This is a genomic window from Mycobacterium sp. ZZG (assembly GCF_054786995.1).
This window is the reverse complement of the sequence record NZ_JBTBFV010000005.1, coordinates 159108-175746: the sequence shown is the minus strand read 5'-3', so window position 1 is coordinate 175746 and position 16639 is coordinate 159108. Positions and strand designations below refer to the sequence as shown.

Here is a 16639-nt window from a genome sequence, read left to right as displayed (position 1 = left end):
TCTTCACCTGCGAGGTGCCTTCCCGCTGGAACGATTGAACCCTAGAGAAGTCCAATTATTCCTTGCAGGACAGGCACTTTCGCGTATCTACACCCCATCGAACGCAAACTTCCGCGAAAAATCCGGGTTAGCGACCCCGGCCTGCGAGCAGGTGGTCCCCGAGGGGCTCGCCAACACGATGGCCAACGCGCTCGGCAAGGACCACACCGGCGGGACCGCCACCGGGGCAGCGAGTTCGGTGGGATGGGATCTACCGATGGCCGGCAAGACCGGCACCACCGAATCGCATCGGTCATCGGCGTTCGTCGGCTTCACCAACCGGTACGCCGCCGCGAACTACATCTTCGACGACTCCCCCTCGCCGTCGGGCCTGTGCTCGTACCCGCTGCGCAAGTGCGGCGACGGCGATCTCTACGGCGGTACGGAACCGGCCCTGACGTGGTACCAGGCGATGGAGCCCATCGCCAACGACTTCGGGCCGGTCGCGCTGCCGCCCACCGATCCCCGCTACGTCGACGGCGGGCCGGGCAGCGAAGTGCCCAGCGTCACCGGGATGAAGCTCGATGCCGCGCGGAAGAAGTTGGAGGAAGCGGGTTTTCAGGTCGCGCCGGATCCGACCGCGGTCAATAGCGACTCCGCGAAGGGCGCGGTGGTGGGGACCTCGCCGCGCGGCAAGACGATCCCCGGCTCGATCGTGACGATCATGGTCAGCAACGGCATCCCGCCGGTGGTCTATCGGCCGCCTCCGCCGCCGAGCGCGCCGCCGCCTCCGGCGCCTGGCGAACTGCTTCCTCCCCCGCCGCCCAACGTGATCCAGATCCCAGGGCTGCCACCGATCATGATGCCCTGGCCGGCGCCCCCGCCACCCGCGCCTCTGCCGCCGCCACCGCCGCCACCACCCCCGGCGTGAGGCCCTCGGGTCTGGTGCCGAGATTGCGCCTGGCGCGGCAAGATTCGAGAAGAGTGCGCGGTAGATGCGATCTCGGCACTAGGTTGAGGGTCACTCCTCTGCTCCGTACTCCAGGGCCGGCTCCGCTGAGTCGACGCTGCCGCCGCTGGAAATCGTCAACCGGTCCGGCTGCACGTCATAGCGCGCCCCGTCCGACCCGGTGACCGTGAACCCGTCACCGGAGCGTTGCGCCCCACGGATTTCGCGGTTCGCGCCGTCGCGCAACCGCTCGCCGCGGTAGTAGAAGTCGCCGTCGCTGGTCTCGCAGATGACCGCCAGCGACAGCGAGGTCCGGATCAGCGCCGCCGGCGTGCTTTCCGAATCGCAGCGCGCCGTATGGCCCACGAAGCCTTGCGAATCCGTGCCAGACACCCCCTCCACGGCGGAGCGCGTCGTCGTGGTGGTGGGGTCCGTCGAGGACGGCGAGGACGGCGGCGCGGCGATCCGCGGCGTCGAGGTCCCCGAGTTGCCGCCGGTGAACACCAGCACCGCAGCCAGCACCAGCGCGGCGGTGAACAACACGATGGTCGCGATCACCAGCGCGATCTGCCCACGGCTGAACCGCTTGCCCGGTGGTGCGGGCGGCGGCAGTGGCGGCGAGGTGGGGTAGGCCGACGAGAACTGCCGCGTCGACGGCGGCGGCGTCGCCCGCACCACCGGGGGTGCACTCGCCGCCCCACTCGGCTCCGCCGACTCCGCACTCGAGGCGCCGTCGGCGGCCGCGACGGCGGCCCGCGCCAACTCGCCGGCGGTCGCGTAGCGGTCGCGCGGCTGCTTGGCCATGCCGCGGGCGATCACGTCGTCGAACGCGCGGCCGACCCCGCGGCGCATGATGCTCGGCCGCGGCGGCGGCGCGAACATGTGCGCGCTCCACACCTGTCGGACGTCGGCGGCCTCGAACGGCGCCCGGCCCGTCAGCGACTCGTACAGCAAGCACGCCAGCGAGTACACATCCGACGCCGGACCGCCGCGCTCCCCGCTGAACCGCTCCGGCGCCATGTACGCGCTCGACCCGACCACCAGGCCCGTCGACGTCACCGACGCCTCCCCGCCGCCGTGGGCGATGCCGAAGTCGACCAGATAGGCGAAGTCGTCCGGGGTCAGCAACACGTTCTCCGGCTTGATGTCGCGGTGGATCAGCCCGTCGGCGTGCGCGGCGTCCAGCGCCGCGGCGACCTGGCGCAGGATCGCCACCGCCCGCGCCGGCGGCAGCGCCCCCTCGGCGCGCAGCACCTCTTTGAGGCTGGCGCCCTCGACCAGGCGCATGTCGATGTAGAGGACGCCGTCGATCTCTCCGAAGTCGTGCACCGGGATGACGTGCGGTTCCTGCAGCCGGGCCGCGACGCGGGACTCCCGGCGGAAGCGTTCCTGGAAGCTGCGGTCGGCCGCCATCTCCGGGCGCAGCAGCTTGATCGCCACCATGCGCTCACGCGCGGTGTCGTAGGCGCGGTACACCTCGCCCATTCCCCCGACCCCGATGATCGACTGCAGCTCGTAGGGCCCGAACCGGGTCCCCAGCCGAGAGCCTCCTTTCGGGGTGCTCACATGCAATCCTTCCGTCATCGACCGACAGCGCCGAATAGGCTTCCCCATCGCGGCGCCGCCTAATCGGGCGGGGGGGTCAACAGCAGCTGAGCAGCTCCTTCAGCTCGGCGTCGAACCGGTCGGCGAGGTCCCACAGGTCGTCGACCAGTTTCGGGCACGAGATGATGCCGACGTCGAGCTTGTCGGCCAGCGACATCACCGTGATGTTGAGCCCGGACCCGTGAAAGATCGGGCCGAGCGGATACAGCGCGGTGACGCGCGCACCGCAGCTGTACAGGGTGTCCGGCGGTCCGGCGACGTTGGAGATCACGGCGTTGTGGATCGCGGTCTTGGTCAACGGGGTGCGCGACAGCAGCCCCAGCAGCCACGCGTAGCCGGCGCGGGAGATGCTCTGCGCCAGGTCGACCAACAGGGTGGGGCCCAGCGAGCCGCTGTGCTCCTTGGCCTTCAGGTTCGATTCGGCGATCGCCTGCACGCGGTCGACCGGGTCGTCGATGTCGGTGTGCAGGTTGCAGAACATGCCCGAGAGCTGGTTGCGGCCCGGCCGGTCGGACTGGTCGTGCACCGATGCCGGGACGACGGCGATCAGCGGTTTGGCGGGGAGTTCGCCGCGGTCGGCCAGGAAGCCGCGCAACGCGCCGGCACACAGCGCCATCACGACGTCGTTGACCTTGATGCCGAAGTGGTTCTTCACCTTCTTGACGTCGTTGAGGTCGAGCTGGACGAGCGCGATGGTGCGCTCGGAGGTGATCCGGTCGTTGAACCGCGTGGTCGGCGCGGTGAACGGCGCGGCCATCGCATTGCCGGTGACCGCACGGTTGACGGTCTTGGCGAGCATCGCGGCGGTTTCCGGGAGCGCCCGGGCGAACTGCAGCGGACGGGTGACGAAGCGCACCAGCCCGTCGACGGTGATCGCCAGCGGCGAGGGGTTCCCGGGCCCGTCGACCGGGTCGGGCGGCGGCGCATCGGGCTCGACGTCGAGCAGCTGGTTGAGCAGGTTGGCCGCCGACACGCCGTCGACCGCGGCGTGATGCACCTTGATCATCAGCGCCAGGGTGTCGGGCTGGGCACCGCCCTCGATGACCCACATCTCCCACAGCGGTTTGCTGCGATCCAGCTGAACCGACGCGATGTGGCCGCAGACCTCGGCGAGCTCCTCCCGCCCTCCAGGCGAGGGCAACGCGATGCGGCTCAGGTGGCGGGACAGGTCAAAGTCCTTGTCCTCCACCCACACCGGATGGTCGAGGTTCAGGTCGCTGTCGGCGAGCTTGGCCCGGAACTCCGGAAGGGCGGGGATGCGCTTGGCCAGCTCGTCGCGAAAACGCGCGAAGCTGTAGCCGCCCGGCACCGTCGAGGTGTCCAATTCGACCACCGCGCACACGTGCAGCGGCACGGTGGCTGATTCGCTGTACAGAAGACCCGCATCAAGGCCACTCAGCCGTTCCATTCCCGTCACGTACCCAGACTGTGATCTGGATCAAACCGGACGCCCTCTCCTCCTTTGCCGAAATTGCATGTAGCGCGGAAAATCGCGTGAGAACACCACAGCGGACGCGATCTCGGCGACCGGGTGGCCCAGATTCGCAATGGCCGGCCTCGTCGCGCTCGGTATGGTGCAGTCGTACGGTGATGGATCTCGCCGGAGCGAACGACGCTCGAACCGCCCGCGGGCTGATAGTTCCTACCAATCGATTTGATCGTTGGGAGCTGCCCGTGTCCGTCGTTCCGCCATCCATCCGCTCGGCTACCGCCGCCGACATTCCTCAGCAGCGTCACGCCGTGGGAACGCGTTGATGAACCCGCCGCCGGCCGGTCCCGAGAATCGGCGACCGGATTCGCACGCGGAACTGCCGACCGACCCTGATGCCGCACCCGATACCGATGGTGCCGCGCCGCCCACGGCGGATGCGCCCACACGCAGGCCGTTGCATCTGCAACCGATTGCTCTGCTGTGGGTGTTCGGCGGCGGGATCATCGGCACCGGCCTCCGGTACTGGGTGGAGAAGTTGTTGCCTCACGACCCGGCGCACTGGCCGTGGGGAACGTTCCTGGTCAATCTCGTCGGCGCGTTCCTGTTGGGCGCCCTGCTGGAGGGTCTGGCCCGCGCCGGCGAGGACGCCGGCTGGCGCCGCCGCGCCCGACTGTTCGCCGGCACGGGCGGGTGCGGGGCCTTCACCACATACAGCACGTTGTCGTTGGAGGTATCGATGTCGGCAACGCACCATCAACTCGTCACGGCGGTCTCCTACGGGGTGGCCAGCGTCATCATCGGAACCCTGATGGCCTGGCTCGGCATCGTGACAGCCGCGGAGGTCCATCGACGTAGGGCAGCGGCATGATTGCGGCGCTCACCCTGCTCTTCGGTGCGCTCGGCGCGGTGACCCGGTTCGTCCTCGATGCCGCCGTCAAACGCCGGTGGCCCACCCCGTTCCCGTGGGCCACCTTCGGGATCAACGTCTCGGGGTCGTTTCTGCTCGGCGTGCTGGCCGCGGCCGTGCTGTTCCACGGGCAGCCCGCGGCGTGGCAGACCGTGATCGGCACCGGCTTCTGCGGGGGCTACACGACGTTCAGCACAGCGAGCTTCGAGACGGTTCGACTGGTCCAGCAGCAGGCGCGCTTGCGCGCCCTGATGAACGCATTCGGCTCGCTGCTCGCCTCGGTGCTGGCGTGCCTGGCCGGCCTGGGCCTGGTGTGGGCACTATGACCGATGAAGGAGGCGGAGTGACCGGCGACGTCACCTCCGGGCAGCGCCCGACGAACTCGCCGCAGCTGGTGCTGGGTTGGGACCTGCAGCCGACGAGTTCCTCGGCGTTGCGGTGCGCGGTCGACCTTGCGACCCGCCTTGGTGCCCATCTGCACGTGGTGCATGTGGCCGACGCCGAAGATCTCCCCGTCGATCCGGACGCCTGCGATTGGGAGGAGCAGCTCGATCAGCGGCTCGCCGATGTCGAGACCACCGCTCGCAGCCTGCTCGACGGGATGGATACGACGTGGACGTACCACGACACCCGGGGACGGCCCAGCGATGCCCTCGCCGAGCTTGCCGAATCCACCGACGCGCTGATGATCGTCGTCGGCGCACAGCGCGGCGGCATGCACTCCTTCCTCGAATCTCTCGCCGGGGAATCGGTGTCTCGCCAGCTGACCCACCGCCACGGCCGGCCGGTGCTCGTCGTACCCGAACCGCGGGGCACCCGCCAGGCATAACCACCCCCCTCATTGAGATCGCGGTGAGGGTCGCGGTTGGTGGTAAACCTCCGCCGCCAAGGCGATCTCGGCGATCAGGCGGACAGGTCGAACCTGCCCTCGGCCAACCGTTTCGGAGCGCGACCGTCGACCAACTCACTGCGGTCCTCGGGATGTTTCCAGTAATGGCGCACCAGCCAATACAGTCCGGCACCGCCGGGCACGTAGAGGTCAGCCATGCCAATGATCTCTTCGCCGCCGTCGCGTAATCGAAGTACGACCGCACGAGGTGCTCGCCGCGACTCCGCGTGAGCGGTAACGTCAACGACGTTGTCCCATTCGAAGATTCGCACTGAACGGATGTCGGAGTTCTCGATCACTGCCGGAGTCAACGTGAGATGGCCGAATCCGCGTCGACGCCAAGCTGTGATCAATCCCCAGACCATCGTGCACAACACCGCCGCTGCGGCCCCCACCCACACCGTGCGCAAAGCTCGTGTTTCCGCGAACTCGATTGCACCCACCGGCGCAGCCACCACGAAGATCAGCAGACTTGGTACGGCCGCCACTACACCAGTGACTATCAGATTGCTGGTACGTCGGTCCAGCAATACGGTGAATCCTGTTGCCTTACTGGCTGTACGCAGTGTAGTTCGTCGCAAAATCACCAGCAGGATCGCGGAAGCGAACAGGATCAGAAAGGCGAAGAAACCTAGTGTGACCGCCAACGTGAGATAGCTACCTCGTGTTGAAGCTGTCACTCCGAGACCAAGGTAAGCAAAAGCGAAGCCGACGCACGCCGAGATCGCGACGACGGCAAACCTGCTGCCACGCCGCCATTCCACGGGCTCCGGCAGTTCTAGTACGGACATACGACCTCACCGATGAACTTGCCCATTTCCATGCCTCCGGCGGCACCGAAGCCACCGAGCACGACTGCCCCGAGCGGGACGGTCAACGGCGCGAGGGGACCGCCGAGCACGCCGATAGCAGCCCCGGCTTCGGCCATAGCCCAGCCCCCGCTTCCGCCGGCGACACCGGCGACAAGCGCGATGCAGCGGTCTTTCCCCGACTCCGCCATCACCATGTCGAACACGGTGGTCGCCGCGCTCAGCGCCGGCCCGCCGAACTTCATCGCCTTGCCGATGTTGTCGACCGACTCGGCGGTGAGCATCGGCAGCGAACCGCCGCGGGCGATGTGCTTCTTCAGGCCGCCCATGCCTGTTGTGGTCGCGATGGAAAGGTTGTCGATCAGCTCGACCGGCACGGCGCTGTGCCGTCCGTCCGGCGTCGTGAAACCGGCCGTCCGGTAGCCCGTCGGATCCATCGACATCGTCAGATGCGAACCGTCCGCGTAGGCGATGGTGGTGTAGTCGCAGTCGTTGCCCAGGTCGTGCCAGGAACTCGTCCTGGCGATGAAGTCACCGTTCTTGTCGAACTCCTCCATCTGGAAGAAGTTCTGTTTACTCGGCCACTCGAACGGATCCATCCGCGTGGTGATCGCCTTGCTTCCGTCCTGTTTGATCACCGTCGTCACCTCCTCGCCGTACCGGTTCGTCGAGTAAACGACCTCGCGGATGTGCTGCTGCTGATCGGCCGCGCGGATCGCCTCCTGACCTGCCAATCCGAGGGGATTGCGCGGATCGGGCACCTGGTCGGGCGGGCGCTGCGCTGTCGGCAGCAGCAGGCCCCCGAGATCGGCCGGCGGACCGGGCTCCACGAAACCGGCCTCCTTGCCCGCCGCGATGATCGCGTCGGCGGTCGCGTTGTCGGCGTCTCCCACCGCGCCGAGCATCGTGTTGATCTCTCCTTGTTGCTGCATCGCCAGGGCCTGCAGTTTCGCCATCTCCTCTTCCGACGTCATCATCGGGTCGATGAGCACGACCCACTGGTCGGTGACGTTGAGCGGGCCGGCATCTACCTGGTCAGCCTTGGCCAGCAGCGCCGCCCGGGCACCGCCGATCGTGTTGGCGCCGTTTTTCAGTGCTGCCGCCACTGCTTTCGCGTAGTCGGTGAATTGCTGTGCCTTGATGTCGGCGCGGCCGAACATCCCGGTCGCCGCGTCATGTGCATCTCCCGACCATCCTTTGACCTCGGGAAGCCGATTGACCGCGTCGTCGATGCCGGATACCGCCGCGCCAACCGATGTGCCGCTGGAATCGACCGCGCCCCCGCTCGCGCTCAACGCGTCCGGGTCCCAGCTTTGCAGCGTTGAGCGGGAAGGCAGCACAAGGGTTGATTCTCCCTCAGCTTCGGAGGGGTTCGGCGCAACATTTGGCGCGGGGGTCTTTGTTTCCCAGATACCGCCATACCGGTTGCCGGACCAGCACGGGCGCACCGAGGGCCCGGCGACTACGGCTCCACCACAGCAGTGGGCGGCCAGCGGTTCATCGCGGCCTCCAACTCGGCCTGAGTCAAAGCGCCGACCGGCAACCGGTCCTGCCCCGTGTGACATCGCAAGCCCTGCAACAGGATCGCGACGTAACGTCGCCACAGGTCGGCCGACACCTCGGCCGAATACTCGCTCACTGCGCCTGCCATCAAGCCCAGCAGCGGCATATCCGTCGCCGACACCTCGGGACGCAGATATCCGTCCCGTTCGGCCCGCTCGACGAGTTTCGAAATCCGCGGGTGCAGCCGGGTTCGGCCGGCGTCCACCCGCCCCCCGCAGGACGCCCGACTGAACGCGATCTCGCGCAGGCCGCGGTCGGTCGCGGTCATCTCGCTCAGCTGCCAGACGAAGCTGGACAACCCCTCCCACGAGTCCTCGGCCTCCAGCGCGGACTCGGCCAGCACCACGAGTTGGTCGATCCCGTCCTCGAAGATGGCCTCGAACAACGCCTCCTTGGTGGGGAAGCGCCGGTACACCGTGCCGACACCGAGACCGGCGTGGTGGGCAACCTCGTTGAGCGTGGCCTCCAGCCCGCGCGTGGCACACAGCTCGCGGGCTGCTTCGATGATCCGTCGCCGGTTGCGCTCGGCATCCTTGCGCAGGCCCGACGCCTGCGGATCCCCAGCACTCATGACGGCGAGTCTACGGACCGCAGCCGCCGGCCTTCGGCACCCTTGCCCACGCCCCAGCAGCAATTGTCAAATCACCGGCCCAATTTAGTGATGTGCCTTACCAAAACACAATAAACGGATTGACTCTATCCACTTGCAGGCTTAGATTCCCTAACGATCGCATGCCGTCTGATGTCCCGCGGCGCCCCTCATCGAAAGGCACGACCTTGCCTGCCGCTTCCGCGTGCGCAGAAACTTCCCGGAAGTCGCTGCACGGCAACCTCACTCAGTTCCGGAGCGAACAGTGATCACCGTCGTCAAACGGGTGTGGCTGCCCCTGCTGGTGGTGGCCGCGGTGGCGGTCGGCGTGCTGAGCGTGTCGCAACTGCGCTCCGTATTCGGATCTGACGGCGCGATCGTGACCCCGGTGGACGCCGACACCGCAGAGTCGTTCAACCCCAAGGTCGTCACGTACGAGGTCTTCGGGTCCGGCTCGTCGGCGACCATCAACTACGTCGACCTCGACGGCAAGCCGCAGCGCACCGGCGAGGTGCCCCTGCCCTGGTCGCTGACGCTGGAGACCACGCTGCCGTCCGTGATGCCGAACATCATGGCCCAGGGCGACGGCCACACCATCGGCTGCCGGGTCATCGTCGATGACGAGGTCAAAGACGAAAGGACGGCCGACGGGTTGAACGCCGCGACGTACTGCCTGGTGAAAGCAGCATGACTCTCCTGAGCAGGCGGACCGGCGACAGCCCGGACGACGCGCCCACCGACTCGATCCCGGCGGCGCGGCATGCGGCGGCCTCGCGGCCCCGGCTGCCGCGATTCATCCGCACCTTCGCCATCCCGATCGTCCTGGCCTGGATCGGTATCGTCGCGTTCCTCAACACGGCCGTGCCGCAGCTCGAAGACGTCGGCAAGCTGCGCGCGGTGTCGATGAGCCCCAACGACGCGCCGGCGCTGATCGCGACCAAGCACGTCGGCGAGAAGTTCCAGGAGTACAACACCTCCAGTTCGGTGATGATCGTGGTGGAGGGCGAAGAGCCTCTCGGGCCGGACGCGCATGCGTTCTACGACGAGGTGGTCCGCGAACTCGACGCCGACACCACCCACGTCCAGCACATCCAGGATTTCTGGGGTGACACGCTCACCGCCGCCGGCGCGCAGAGCATCGACGGCAAGGCCGCTTACGTCCAGGTGTACATCGCCGGCGACCAAGGCGAGGCGCTGGCCAACGAATCGGTTCGGGCGGTGCGTGACATCGTCGAATCGAACCAGGCTCCAGACGGGGTCAAGGCCTACGTCACGGGTCCCGCGGCGCTCACCACCGATCAGAACATCGTCGGTGACGCCAGCATGAAAACCATTGAGGGCGTGACGATCGCGATCATCATCGTGATGCTGCTGATCATCTACCGGTCGGTCGTCACGATGCTCGTCACCATGACGATGGTCTTCGTCGGATTGTTCTCGGCCCGCGGCATCGTCTCCTTCCTCGGCTACCACGAGGCGTTCGGACTCACCACGTTCGCCACCAGCATGGTGGTGACGCTGGCGATCGCCGCGGCCACCGACTACGCGATCTTCCTGATCGGGCGCTATCAGGAAGCCCGGCGGTCGGGCATGGACCGGGAATCGGCGTACTACGACATGTTCCACGGCACCGCCCACGTGGTGCTCGCCTCGGGCATGACGATCGCCGGGGCCACGGCGTGCCTGCACTTCACCCGGCTCCCGTACTTCCAGAGCATGGGTTTCCCGCTCGCGATCGGCATGACGATCGTGGTGGCCGCCGCGCTCACGCTGGGGCCGGCGCTCATCTCGATTGTCACCCGCTTCGGAAAAGTGTTGGAGCCCAAGGGCAACGGCCGTGCCCGAGGCTGGCGGCGACTCGGCGCGGCCACAGTGCGCTGGCCCGGAGCGATCCTCGTGATGGGAATGGTGCTGTGCCTGGTGGGGCTGCTCGCACTGCCCGGCTACCACACCACCTACAACGACCGCATCTATCTCCCTGATGACGTGCCCGCCAATGTCGGCTACGCCGCGGCTGACCGGCACTTCTCCGATGCCAAGATGAACCCCGACCTGGTGATGGTCGAATCCGATCACGACATGCGCAACCCCGCCGACTTCCTGGTGATCGACAAGATCGCCAAGGCGCTGGTCCGCGTGCACGGAATCGCCTCGGTCACCACGATCACCCGCCCGGACGGCAAACCCATCAAGCATGCGTCGCTGGCGTACACGCTGGGTCAGAGCGGCACCGGCCAGTTGCTGAACAACGACTTTCAGCAGACCGTGCTGGACAACACGCTCCAGCAGGCCAACGAGATGCAGGTGACCATCGACTCGATGGAACAGATGCAACGCATCACCCTGGAACTCGCCGATGTCAGCCGCCGAATGGCCGACAAGATGAGAGACACGTCGGCGAACCTGACCGAAGTTCGTGACCACCTGGCAGATTTCGACGACCAGTTCCGTCCGCTCCGCAACTACTTCTATTGGGAGCCGCACTGTTTCGACATCCCGATGTGCTGGGCGCTGCGCTCGATCTTCGACAGCCTCGACGGCATCGGCACGATGTCTGACGATTTCACCGAACTGGTCCCCGACATCGAGCGGATGGCGCAGTTGACGCCACAGATGGCGGCGCTGATGCCGGCGATGATCCAGACGATGAAGAATCAGAAGCAGATCATGCTGAACCAGTACCAGGCGCAGAAGATGCAGCAGGATCAGAACATCGCCATGCAGGAGGACAGCACGGCGATGGGCGAGGCGTTCGACACGGCGCGCAACGACGACACCTTCTATCTGCCGCCGGAGGCGTTTGAGACCGCGGACTTCCAGCGGGGGATCAAGCTGTTCATGTCGCCGGACGGTAAGGCGGTGCGCTTCACCGTGTTCCATCAGGGTGAGCCGCTGAGCGAGGACGGCACCGAACGGATCGAGCCCTTGCGGATCGCCGCCGCCGACGCCATCAAGGGCACCCCGCTGGAGGGATCGACGGTCTATGTCGGCGGCAGCGCGGCGATGTACAAGGACATGCAGCAGGGCGCTGACTACGATCTGCTGATCGCTGCCGTCGCGTCGTTGATCCTGATCTTCCTGATCATGGTGATCCTCACCCGTGCGGTGGCCGCGGCAGCGGTCATCGTCGGCACCGTGGTGCTGAGTCTGGGTACGTCCTTCGGGCTTTCGGTGCTGATATGGCAGCACATCATCGGCATCCCGCTAGGTTGGATGGTGTTGCCGATGTCGGTGATCGTGCTGTTGGCCGTCGGCGCCGACTACAACCTGCTGCTGGTGTCGCGGATGAAGGAGGAGATTCACGCCGGGCTCGGCACCGGGATCATCCGGTCGATGGCCGGCACCGGATCCGTGGTCACCGCAGCGGGTTTCGTGTTCGCGTTCACCATGATCGGCATGGTGGTCAGCGACATGATCGTGATCGGGCAGGTCGGCACCACCATCGGGCTGGGGCTGCTCTTCGACACCCTGGTCGTGCGCTCATTGATGACGCCGTCCATCGCGGCGCTGATGGGCCGCTGGTTCTGGTGGCCGATGCACGTGCGTCCCCGACCGAAGCCAATGCCGTGGCCTCGCGTCGCCGAGCCGGCCGAAGCCGGATCCACCGTGCAGAGCTGAGGGACTGGCTACGCCGGGCCGCCGAGATCGCGTCTGCTGCGGAGGATCCGGCGTAATGGCCGCGTGGAATGCGATTTCGGCGAGGGTTATGCGGCGACGGTTCACCCTCGTGTGCGGCGCTCCCGCAGTACCTGCGCCGCCAGCTCCAGATATGTGCCGGCCACGACGGGCCACGCCATGGCCAGTGCCAGTTGCCGCGCGTTGGCGGCCATCGTCCCTGCAAGTCGCGGCTGCGTCAGCACACGGCGCAGTGCGGTGGACAGCGCTTCGGGATCGTCATGGGGGACAAGGATGCCCGCGCCGTCACGGAGAAGCTCCACCGCATGCGGGAATGCGGTCGACACGACGGGCCTGCCGCTCGCGACCGCCTCTCCGAGAAGACCCGAGGTCGCCTGATCGACGGAGTCGTAGGGCAAGACGATGACGGCGGCCGACTGGAACAGCGCGGACCGGGCCGCGTCGTCATAGCCGCGGTCCTCGAAAGACACCGAGTCGGCCACCCCCTGGCGGCGGGCTTGCTCGATGCGGGCGTCCCGATACGACTCACCCTGCTGCGCAGAGACTTTCGGATGGGTCCGACCGGCGATCAGGTAACGGGGGCGGCCCGGCACGCTCTGCAGTGACGACATCACGTCGATGACACGCTCGACACCTTTTCCAGGTCTGAGCAGGCCGTACGTGAGGATGATCGGCCTGCTGCCGCGCTTCACGCGTGGGCCGGTGGGCAGCACCGCACCATGCGGAATCACCGTGACCTTCCGGCGATCCACACCATAATCCCGACAGAGCCTTTCGCGTGCCGACTCCGACATCACGACCATGCGGTCGGTGGTGGCGGCCATCCGCTCCATGACCCAGCGCTGATGCGGTGCGGGATTCTTCAGGACACTGTGGACAATCGCGATGGTCGGGATCCGCAACCGATCGATGATGCCCAGCAGCTCATCCCCGTGTGCTCCCCCGTAGACGCCGTACTCGTGCTGGATCACCGCGACGTCACCGCTGTTGAGTGCACCGACACATTCCGACACCGACTGGGCTGAGCCGTTGACCAGCTCCCCCACCACCCCGGCACCGGGTGTATGCGGGCCGTCGGCGACCCGCACGATCTTGACCTGGGAGCCGTGCGCGCTCATCGCCTGCGCCAGCGCGCGGCTGAAGTTCCCGAGCTCGCTGGACATCGGAGGGTAGCTGCCGAGCAGGCCGACGCGCAGCGTGGCAGACGGTGCGCGGTTCGCGGCGGGGGCGACTCGAGATTCGAAGGTGGGTACAGCGTTCAAGACAATCCCGACGTAGGTGGTACCGGCGCGGTGGCTTGAGCGGTTGCTCGTCGAGATCGATTCGAGCCCGGCTGGGTTCCCAATTCCTGTCAGGTTACACCTGATGGAGCTCACCCACTGGACACGCCGAGTAGGGTCGGACTATCGGGACCGTTCAGGCCCCCTTGATGAAGGGCCTGCCATGTCTGACAAGTCTCCCCGCCAAGCCATGTCGAAGAAGTCCGGAAAGTCTCTCAAAGAGAAACGGGCTGACAAGCACGCCAAGTCGGCGGCCAAGACGTCGGCCGCCGAATCGCACTACGACGCCAGGAAGCGCTGACCCAAGCCCGTCGAGATCGCGTCTGCTGCGGAGGATCCGGCGAAATGGCCGCGTGGAATGCGATTTCGGCGAGGGTTATGCGGCGACGGTCTCGTCGGAGGCCGTCGCGGCGACCGTCGGCAACGTGATCGACATCCCCTCGACGGTCACGTGGCCCCACGAGTAGAAGTTCAGGAACGGGAACGTCGACGTCACAATCTGCACCGTCACCGACTGGCCCGGCTTGAGCGTGTGCGCCACCTGTTCCAGCGAGAACGTCACCGTGCGCGACTCCCCGTCCAGCACAACGGGAATCGGCGTCGCCTGGTTGCCCAGCACCAAACCGGTCTCGTCGTCGACGATCTGGGCGTACACGTGCTTGGCCGTGCCGCGGCCCGAGTAGGTCAGCGTCAGCTCCGGCGCGCCCACGATCCGCGTCTCGACCTCGGCGTCGGGCACCCGTAGGTTCACCGCGTTCAGCGCCGGCGCCGCCGATGGCAGCCCGACCAGTGTGCGCACCAGGCCACGCAGCAGAATCGCCGGGTTCGGGCCGGACCCGCCGATGAACGGCACGAACGGCAGCGTCTTGCGGTCGTCGCTGGACGCCTCGATCGGCGCACCCGTCGAGCCCACCGGATAGGTCTCCGAGGAATGCCACTGCCCGTTCTGGTCCACCCACTCGAACTGCGGGCCTGTCTTGACGTCCTCGCCCTTGACGTAGCGGTCGAGCCATTCCAGCGTCTCGCCCCACACCTTGCGGCCGTCGTTAAAGCTGCTCAGGCACGCGCCGTGCCCGCCGCAGTACCACAGCACCTTGGTCGTGGTTCCGTTCTCGATCAACTCCACCGCGTTGCGGTGCGCCTGGTCCAGCGTGAACAGTGTGTCGACCGTCCCCTGGATCAGCAGCGTGGGAATCGTGATGTCGGCCAACTGATCCTGATAGCCGAAGCTCTCCACCAGCTCGATGTCGGCCGGATCGGCGTAACCGAACAGCACGCCGGCGATGGCCACCGGGAAGATCCGCGGGTGCTCGCGCGCCAGTGTCAACGCCAGCACCGTCGGCAGCAGCGTGCCCCACCCGCTGGCGACCGCGTTCCTCGGGAACAGCACATCGGTCAGGTTGTTCCACGCGATCGTCGGCACGATCGCGTCGATGCGACGATCGATTGCTGCGGCGGCCAATTGGATGCCGCCCCCGTAGGAGGCGCCGACCATGCCGATCTTCGGGTCACCGTCGACCTTCTCGACCGCATCCAGTGTCGACAGCCAGCTGATGATGTGCGAGACGTCGCGGCCCTCATAGTCCGGCGAGTCGAGGAACATGGTGCCCTCGGAATGCCATTCACCGCGCGGATCCCACGTGACGACGTTGTAGCCGGCTTTGCGCAACATGCCGACGCCGACCACGTCGTTGGGCAGGAACCCGTCGATGTCGATGCCCAGCGTCGTCGCCCCCGGCAGCCCAAGCCCCGGACCGGACAGCACCGTCGGCGCGCTCTCGCCGGCCTTGAGCCCCTTGGCCGGCATGAAGTGCACGTAGATCTTGGCTCCGTCGAACGACGTGACCCGCACTGTGCGCGGCTTCGGGTCGCCGGGCGCCGCGTCGTGGTCCACCGGCCACCCGATCAACGGATGCAGGAACTCTCCGACGAACGGCAGTGCGTGCACCAGGTGCACCAGCGGCGTGATGACGAACCGGCCGAGCACCGGGATGTGCTGCAGCCACTCGAACGGCGGCTTGAAGTCCTCGACCACGACGTCGGTCGGGATCGGATACTCGTCGGCGGCCAGGCTTGAGCTGACCTGGTCGCCGACCGACTGCGGGGTCTCGTTGGTGGCCTCACGCCCGGCGGCCAGCACCGACATCACCAGCGACGCGAGCGCCCCGCCGGGTGTTTCGGGTTCGTCGGCGGGCAGCCCGGGGACCGTCGCGTCGGAGAGCTCCCTGGTCTCGGTGTCGGCCTCGACCGATTCGGGCTCCTCGTGGGCGACGGGCTCGGAAACGACGGGCTCGACGGATGGCTCACCGGTGACGGGCTCAACGGCGGGCTCGGTGGCGGTCTGTTCGCCCGCCGGCTCCTCAGCGGGCGCTTCCTCAGCGGGCGCTTCCTCGATCACCGAGTCGTCGCCCTCGTCGCTGAGGGCCTCGTCGACCGGCTCGGCGCCCTCGGTGACGTCTGCCTCGTCCTCGATCTCGGGCGTGGCATCCCGGTCCCTGTCGGCGGGTTCGTTGGTGACGGGCTCGTCGGCGGGCTCCTCGGCGACAGGCTCGTCGACCAGCTCGTTGTCGGTTTCCGCGACCTCCGCTGCCTCGGATTCGGATGCGTCCGAGGTATTTTCATCGGCAACGACTCTTGCGGGACCTGCCTCCCCCGAGGAGGACGTGTCGGCGGACTGCGACGTCTCGGACTCCGTGCCGCCGCCGCTGTCGTCGGCCTGCGCCACCCCCGCCCCAGTTAAGACCGCTACGCCGACCCCCAACGCGACCGCCAACCCGCCAACCCGACCCACATACGCTCCGGCACCCATGACTTATGTATCTACCCCGCGCCGACCGCCTGGGGGAACCCCTTTGCCAAGATTTCTTACCGGTGAGTCAGTTGAGCGCCGCGCGGCGCGTTCGACGCTGCGCACCACGTCCCGTCGGTACTCTGAGCCCTACTGCGACCCTCGTACCGTCCGGCCCGAGGCCCATCTGGGGTGAATCCGAGGACGCCACGC

General features: G+C 67.0%; 14 protein-coding genes and 1 riboswitch. Of the genes, 7 read left to right on the top strand and 7 right to left on the bottom strand.

All coding sequences use genetic code 11. The features are described from left to right. A partial coding sequence (locus ACXMYJ_RS05620) for a PASTA domain-containing protein (protein WP_460354552.1) occupies positions 1 to 910 on the top strand: 910 nt, incomplete at its 5' end. A 90-nt stretch (positions 911 to 1000) separates the two neighbouring features. Here ACXMYJ_RS05620 and ACXMYJ_RS05615 read toward each other — a convergent pair. Continuing rightward, positions 1001 to 2494 (bottom strand): serine/threonine-protein kinase, encoded by a 1494-nt coding sequence (locus ACXMYJ_RS05615; RefSeq protein WP_460354550.1) that lies wholly within the window; start codon positions 2492 to 2494, stop codon positions 1001 to 1003. A 76-nt stretch (positions 2495 to 2570) separates the two neighbouring features. Then, positions 2571 to 3941, bottom strand: coding sequence for a WS/DGAT/MGAT family O-acyltransferase (locus ACXMYJ_RS05610; RefSeq protein ID WP_460354547.1), 1371 nt, complete (start codon positions 3939 to 3941; stop codon positions 2571 to 2573). Between the two features lie 169 nt (positions 3942 to 4110). Further along, positions 4111 to 4185: riboswitch (Fluoride riboswitch) on the top strand. A gap of 102 nt (positions 4186 to 4287) precedes the next feature. Between ACXMYJ_RS05610 and crcB (ACXMYJ_RS05605) the strand changes: the two genes are divergently transcribed. From crcB (ACXMYJ_RS05605) to ACXMYJ_RS05595, 3 genes are read left to right on the top strand one after another with little or no spacing between them, the layout of a single operon-like run. Further along, positions 4288 to 4833 carry a fluoride efflux transporter CrcB gene (gene crcB, locus ACXMYJ_RS05605; protein ID WP_460354544.1) on the top strand — a complete coding sequence of 182 codons (546 nt, stop codon included), beginning with the start codon at positions 4288 to 4290 and terminating at the stop codon, positions 4831 to 4833. Continuing rightward, a complete protein-coding gene (gene crcB / locus ACXMYJ_RS05600) occupies positions 4830 to 5198 on the top strand; it encodes a fluoride efflux transporter CrcB (RefSeq protein ID WP_460354541.1) in 369 nt (122 codons plus the stop codon). Before crcB (ACXMYJ_RS05605) ends, crcB (ACXMYJ_RS05600) begins: the two co-directional genes overlap by 4 nt. Beyond that, a complete protein-coding gene (locus ACXMYJ_RS05595; RefSeq protein WP_443189252.1) occupies positions 5195 to 5701 on the top strand; it encodes a universal stress protein in 507 nt (168 codons plus the stop codon). The genes crcB (ACXMYJ_RS05600) and ACXMYJ_RS05595 overlap by 4 nt, the downstream gene beginning before the upstream one ends. A gap of 74 nt (positions 5702 to 5775) precedes the next feature. Here ACXMYJ_RS05595 and ACXMYJ_RS05590 read toward each other — a convergent pair whose 3' ends face one another. The 3 genes from ACXMYJ_RS05590 to ACXMYJ_RS05580 form a co-directional block, all read right to left on the bottom strand. Further along, positions 5776 to 6552 (bottom strand): hypothetical protein, encoded by a 777-nt coding sequence (locus tag ACXMYJ_RS05590; RefSeq protein WP_443189253.1) that lies wholly within the window; start codon positions 6550 to 6552, stop codon positions 5776 to 5778. Continuing rightward, the gene (locus tag ACXMYJ_RS05585) at positions 6540 to 7910 is read right to left on the bottom strand and encodes a WXG100 family type VII secretion target (protein WP_460354537.1); all 1371 of its coding nucleotides are present in this window, start codon (positions 7908 to 7910) and stop codon (positions 6540 to 6542) included. Before ACXMYJ_RS05585 ends, ACXMYJ_RS05590 begins: the two co-directional genes overlap by 13 nt. A gap of 122 nt (positions 7911 to 8032) precedes the next feature. Then, positions 8033 to 8704 carry a TetR/AcrR family transcriptional regulator gene (locus tag ACXMYJ_RS05580; protein WP_460354534.1) on the bottom strand — a complete coding sequence of 224 codons (672 nt, stop codon included), beginning with the start codon at positions 8702 to 8704 and terminating at the stop codon, positions 8033 to 8035. A 283-nt stretch (positions 8705 to 8987) separates the two neighbouring features. Between ACXMYJ_RS05580 and ACXMYJ_RS05575 the strand changes: the two genes are divergently transcribed. Together ACXMYJ_RS05575 and ACXMYJ_RS05570 are read left to right on the top strand one after the other, a co-directional pair. Next, entirely contained in the window at positions 8988 to 9413 is a 426-nt protein-coding gene (locus ACXMYJ_RS05575) for an MmpS family transport accessory protein (RefSeq protein ID WP_460354532.1), read from the top strand. Beyond that, complete coding sequence (locus ACXMYJ_RS05570; RefSeq protein WP_460354529.1) at positions 9410 to 12340, top strand: MMPL/RND family transporter; 2931 nt, start codon at positions 9410 to 9412, stop codon at positions 12338 to 12340. Before ACXMYJ_RS05575 ends, ACXMYJ_RS05570 begins: the two co-directional genes overlap by 4 nt. Before the next feature lie 101 nt (positions 12341 to 12441). Here the strand turns inward: ACXMYJ_RS05570 and ACXMYJ_RS05565 are convergent, their stop codons facing one another. Beyond that, a complete protein-coding gene (locus tag ACXMYJ_RS05565; protein WP_460354527.1) occupies positions 12442 to 13521 on the bottom strand; it encodes a glycosyltransferase in 1080 nt (359 codons plus the stop codon). A gap of 280 nt (positions 13522 to 13801) precedes the next feature. On the opposite strand from ACXMYJ_RS05565, the gene ACXMYJ_RS05560 reads away from it, so the two are divergent. After that, complete coding sequence (locus ACXMYJ_RS05560) at positions 13802 to 13939, top strand: hypothetical protein (RefSeq protein WP_460354524.1); 138 nt, start codon at positions 13802 to 13804, stop codon at positions 13937 to 13939. 75 nt (positions 13940 to 14014) lie between these two features. On the opposite strand, the gene ACXMYJ_RS05555 is transcribed toward ACXMYJ_RS05560, so the two are convergent. Then, a complete protein-coding gene (locus tag ACXMYJ_RS05555) occupies positions 14015 to 16447 on the bottom strand; it encodes a S15 peptidase family protein (protein ID WP_460354522.1) in 2433 nt (810 codons plus the stop codon). Between the last annotated feature and the right edge of the window lie 192 nt (positions 16448 to 16639).

Excerpts from the sequence above, each read along its gene's own strand:
- ACXMYJ_RS05590 (WP_443189253.1), bottom strand. The coding sequence starts at position 6,552 with ATGTCCGTACTAGAACTGCCGGAGCCCGTGGAATGGCGGCGTGGCAGC.
- ACXMYJ_RS05565 (WP_460354527.1), bottom strand. The coding sequence starts at position 13,521 with ATGTCCAGCGAGCTCGGGAACTTCAGCCGCGCGCTGGCGCAGGCGATG.
- ACXMYJ_RS05560 (WP_460354524.1), top strand. The coding sequence starts at position 13,802 with ATGTCTGACAAGTCTCCCCGCCAAGCCATGTCGAAGAAGTCCGGAAAG.
- ACXMYJ_RS05580 (WP_460354534.1), bottom strand. The coding sequence starts at position 8,704 with ATGAGTGCTGGGGATCCGCAGGCGTCGGGCCTGCGCAAGGATGCCGAG.
- crcB (WP_460354544.1), top strand. The coding sequence starts at position 4,288 with ATGAACCCGCCGCCGGCCGGTCCCGAGAATCGGCGACCGGATTCGCAC.
- ACXMYJ_RS05570 (WP_460354529.1), top strand. The coding sequence starts at position 9,410 with ATGACTCTCCTGAGCAGGCGGACCGGCGACAGCCCGGACGACGCGCCC.
- ACXMYJ_RS05610 (WP_460354547.1), bottom strand. The coding sequence starts at position 3,941 with ATGGAACGGCTGAGTGGCCTTGATGCGGGTCTTCTGTACAGCGAATCA.
- crcB (WP_460354541.1), top strand. The coding sequence starts at position 4,830 with ATGATTGCGGCGCTCACCCTGCTCTTCGGTGCGCTCGGCGCGGTGACC.
- ACXMYJ_RS05595 (WP_443189252.1), top strand. The coding sequence starts at position 5,195 with ATGACCGATGAAGGAGGCGGAGTGACCGGCGACGTCACCTCCGGGCAG.
- ACXMYJ_RS05555 (WP_460354522.1), bottom strand. The coding sequence starts at position 16,447 with ATGGGTGCCGGAGCGTATGTGGGTCGGGTTGGCGGGTTGGCGGTCGCG.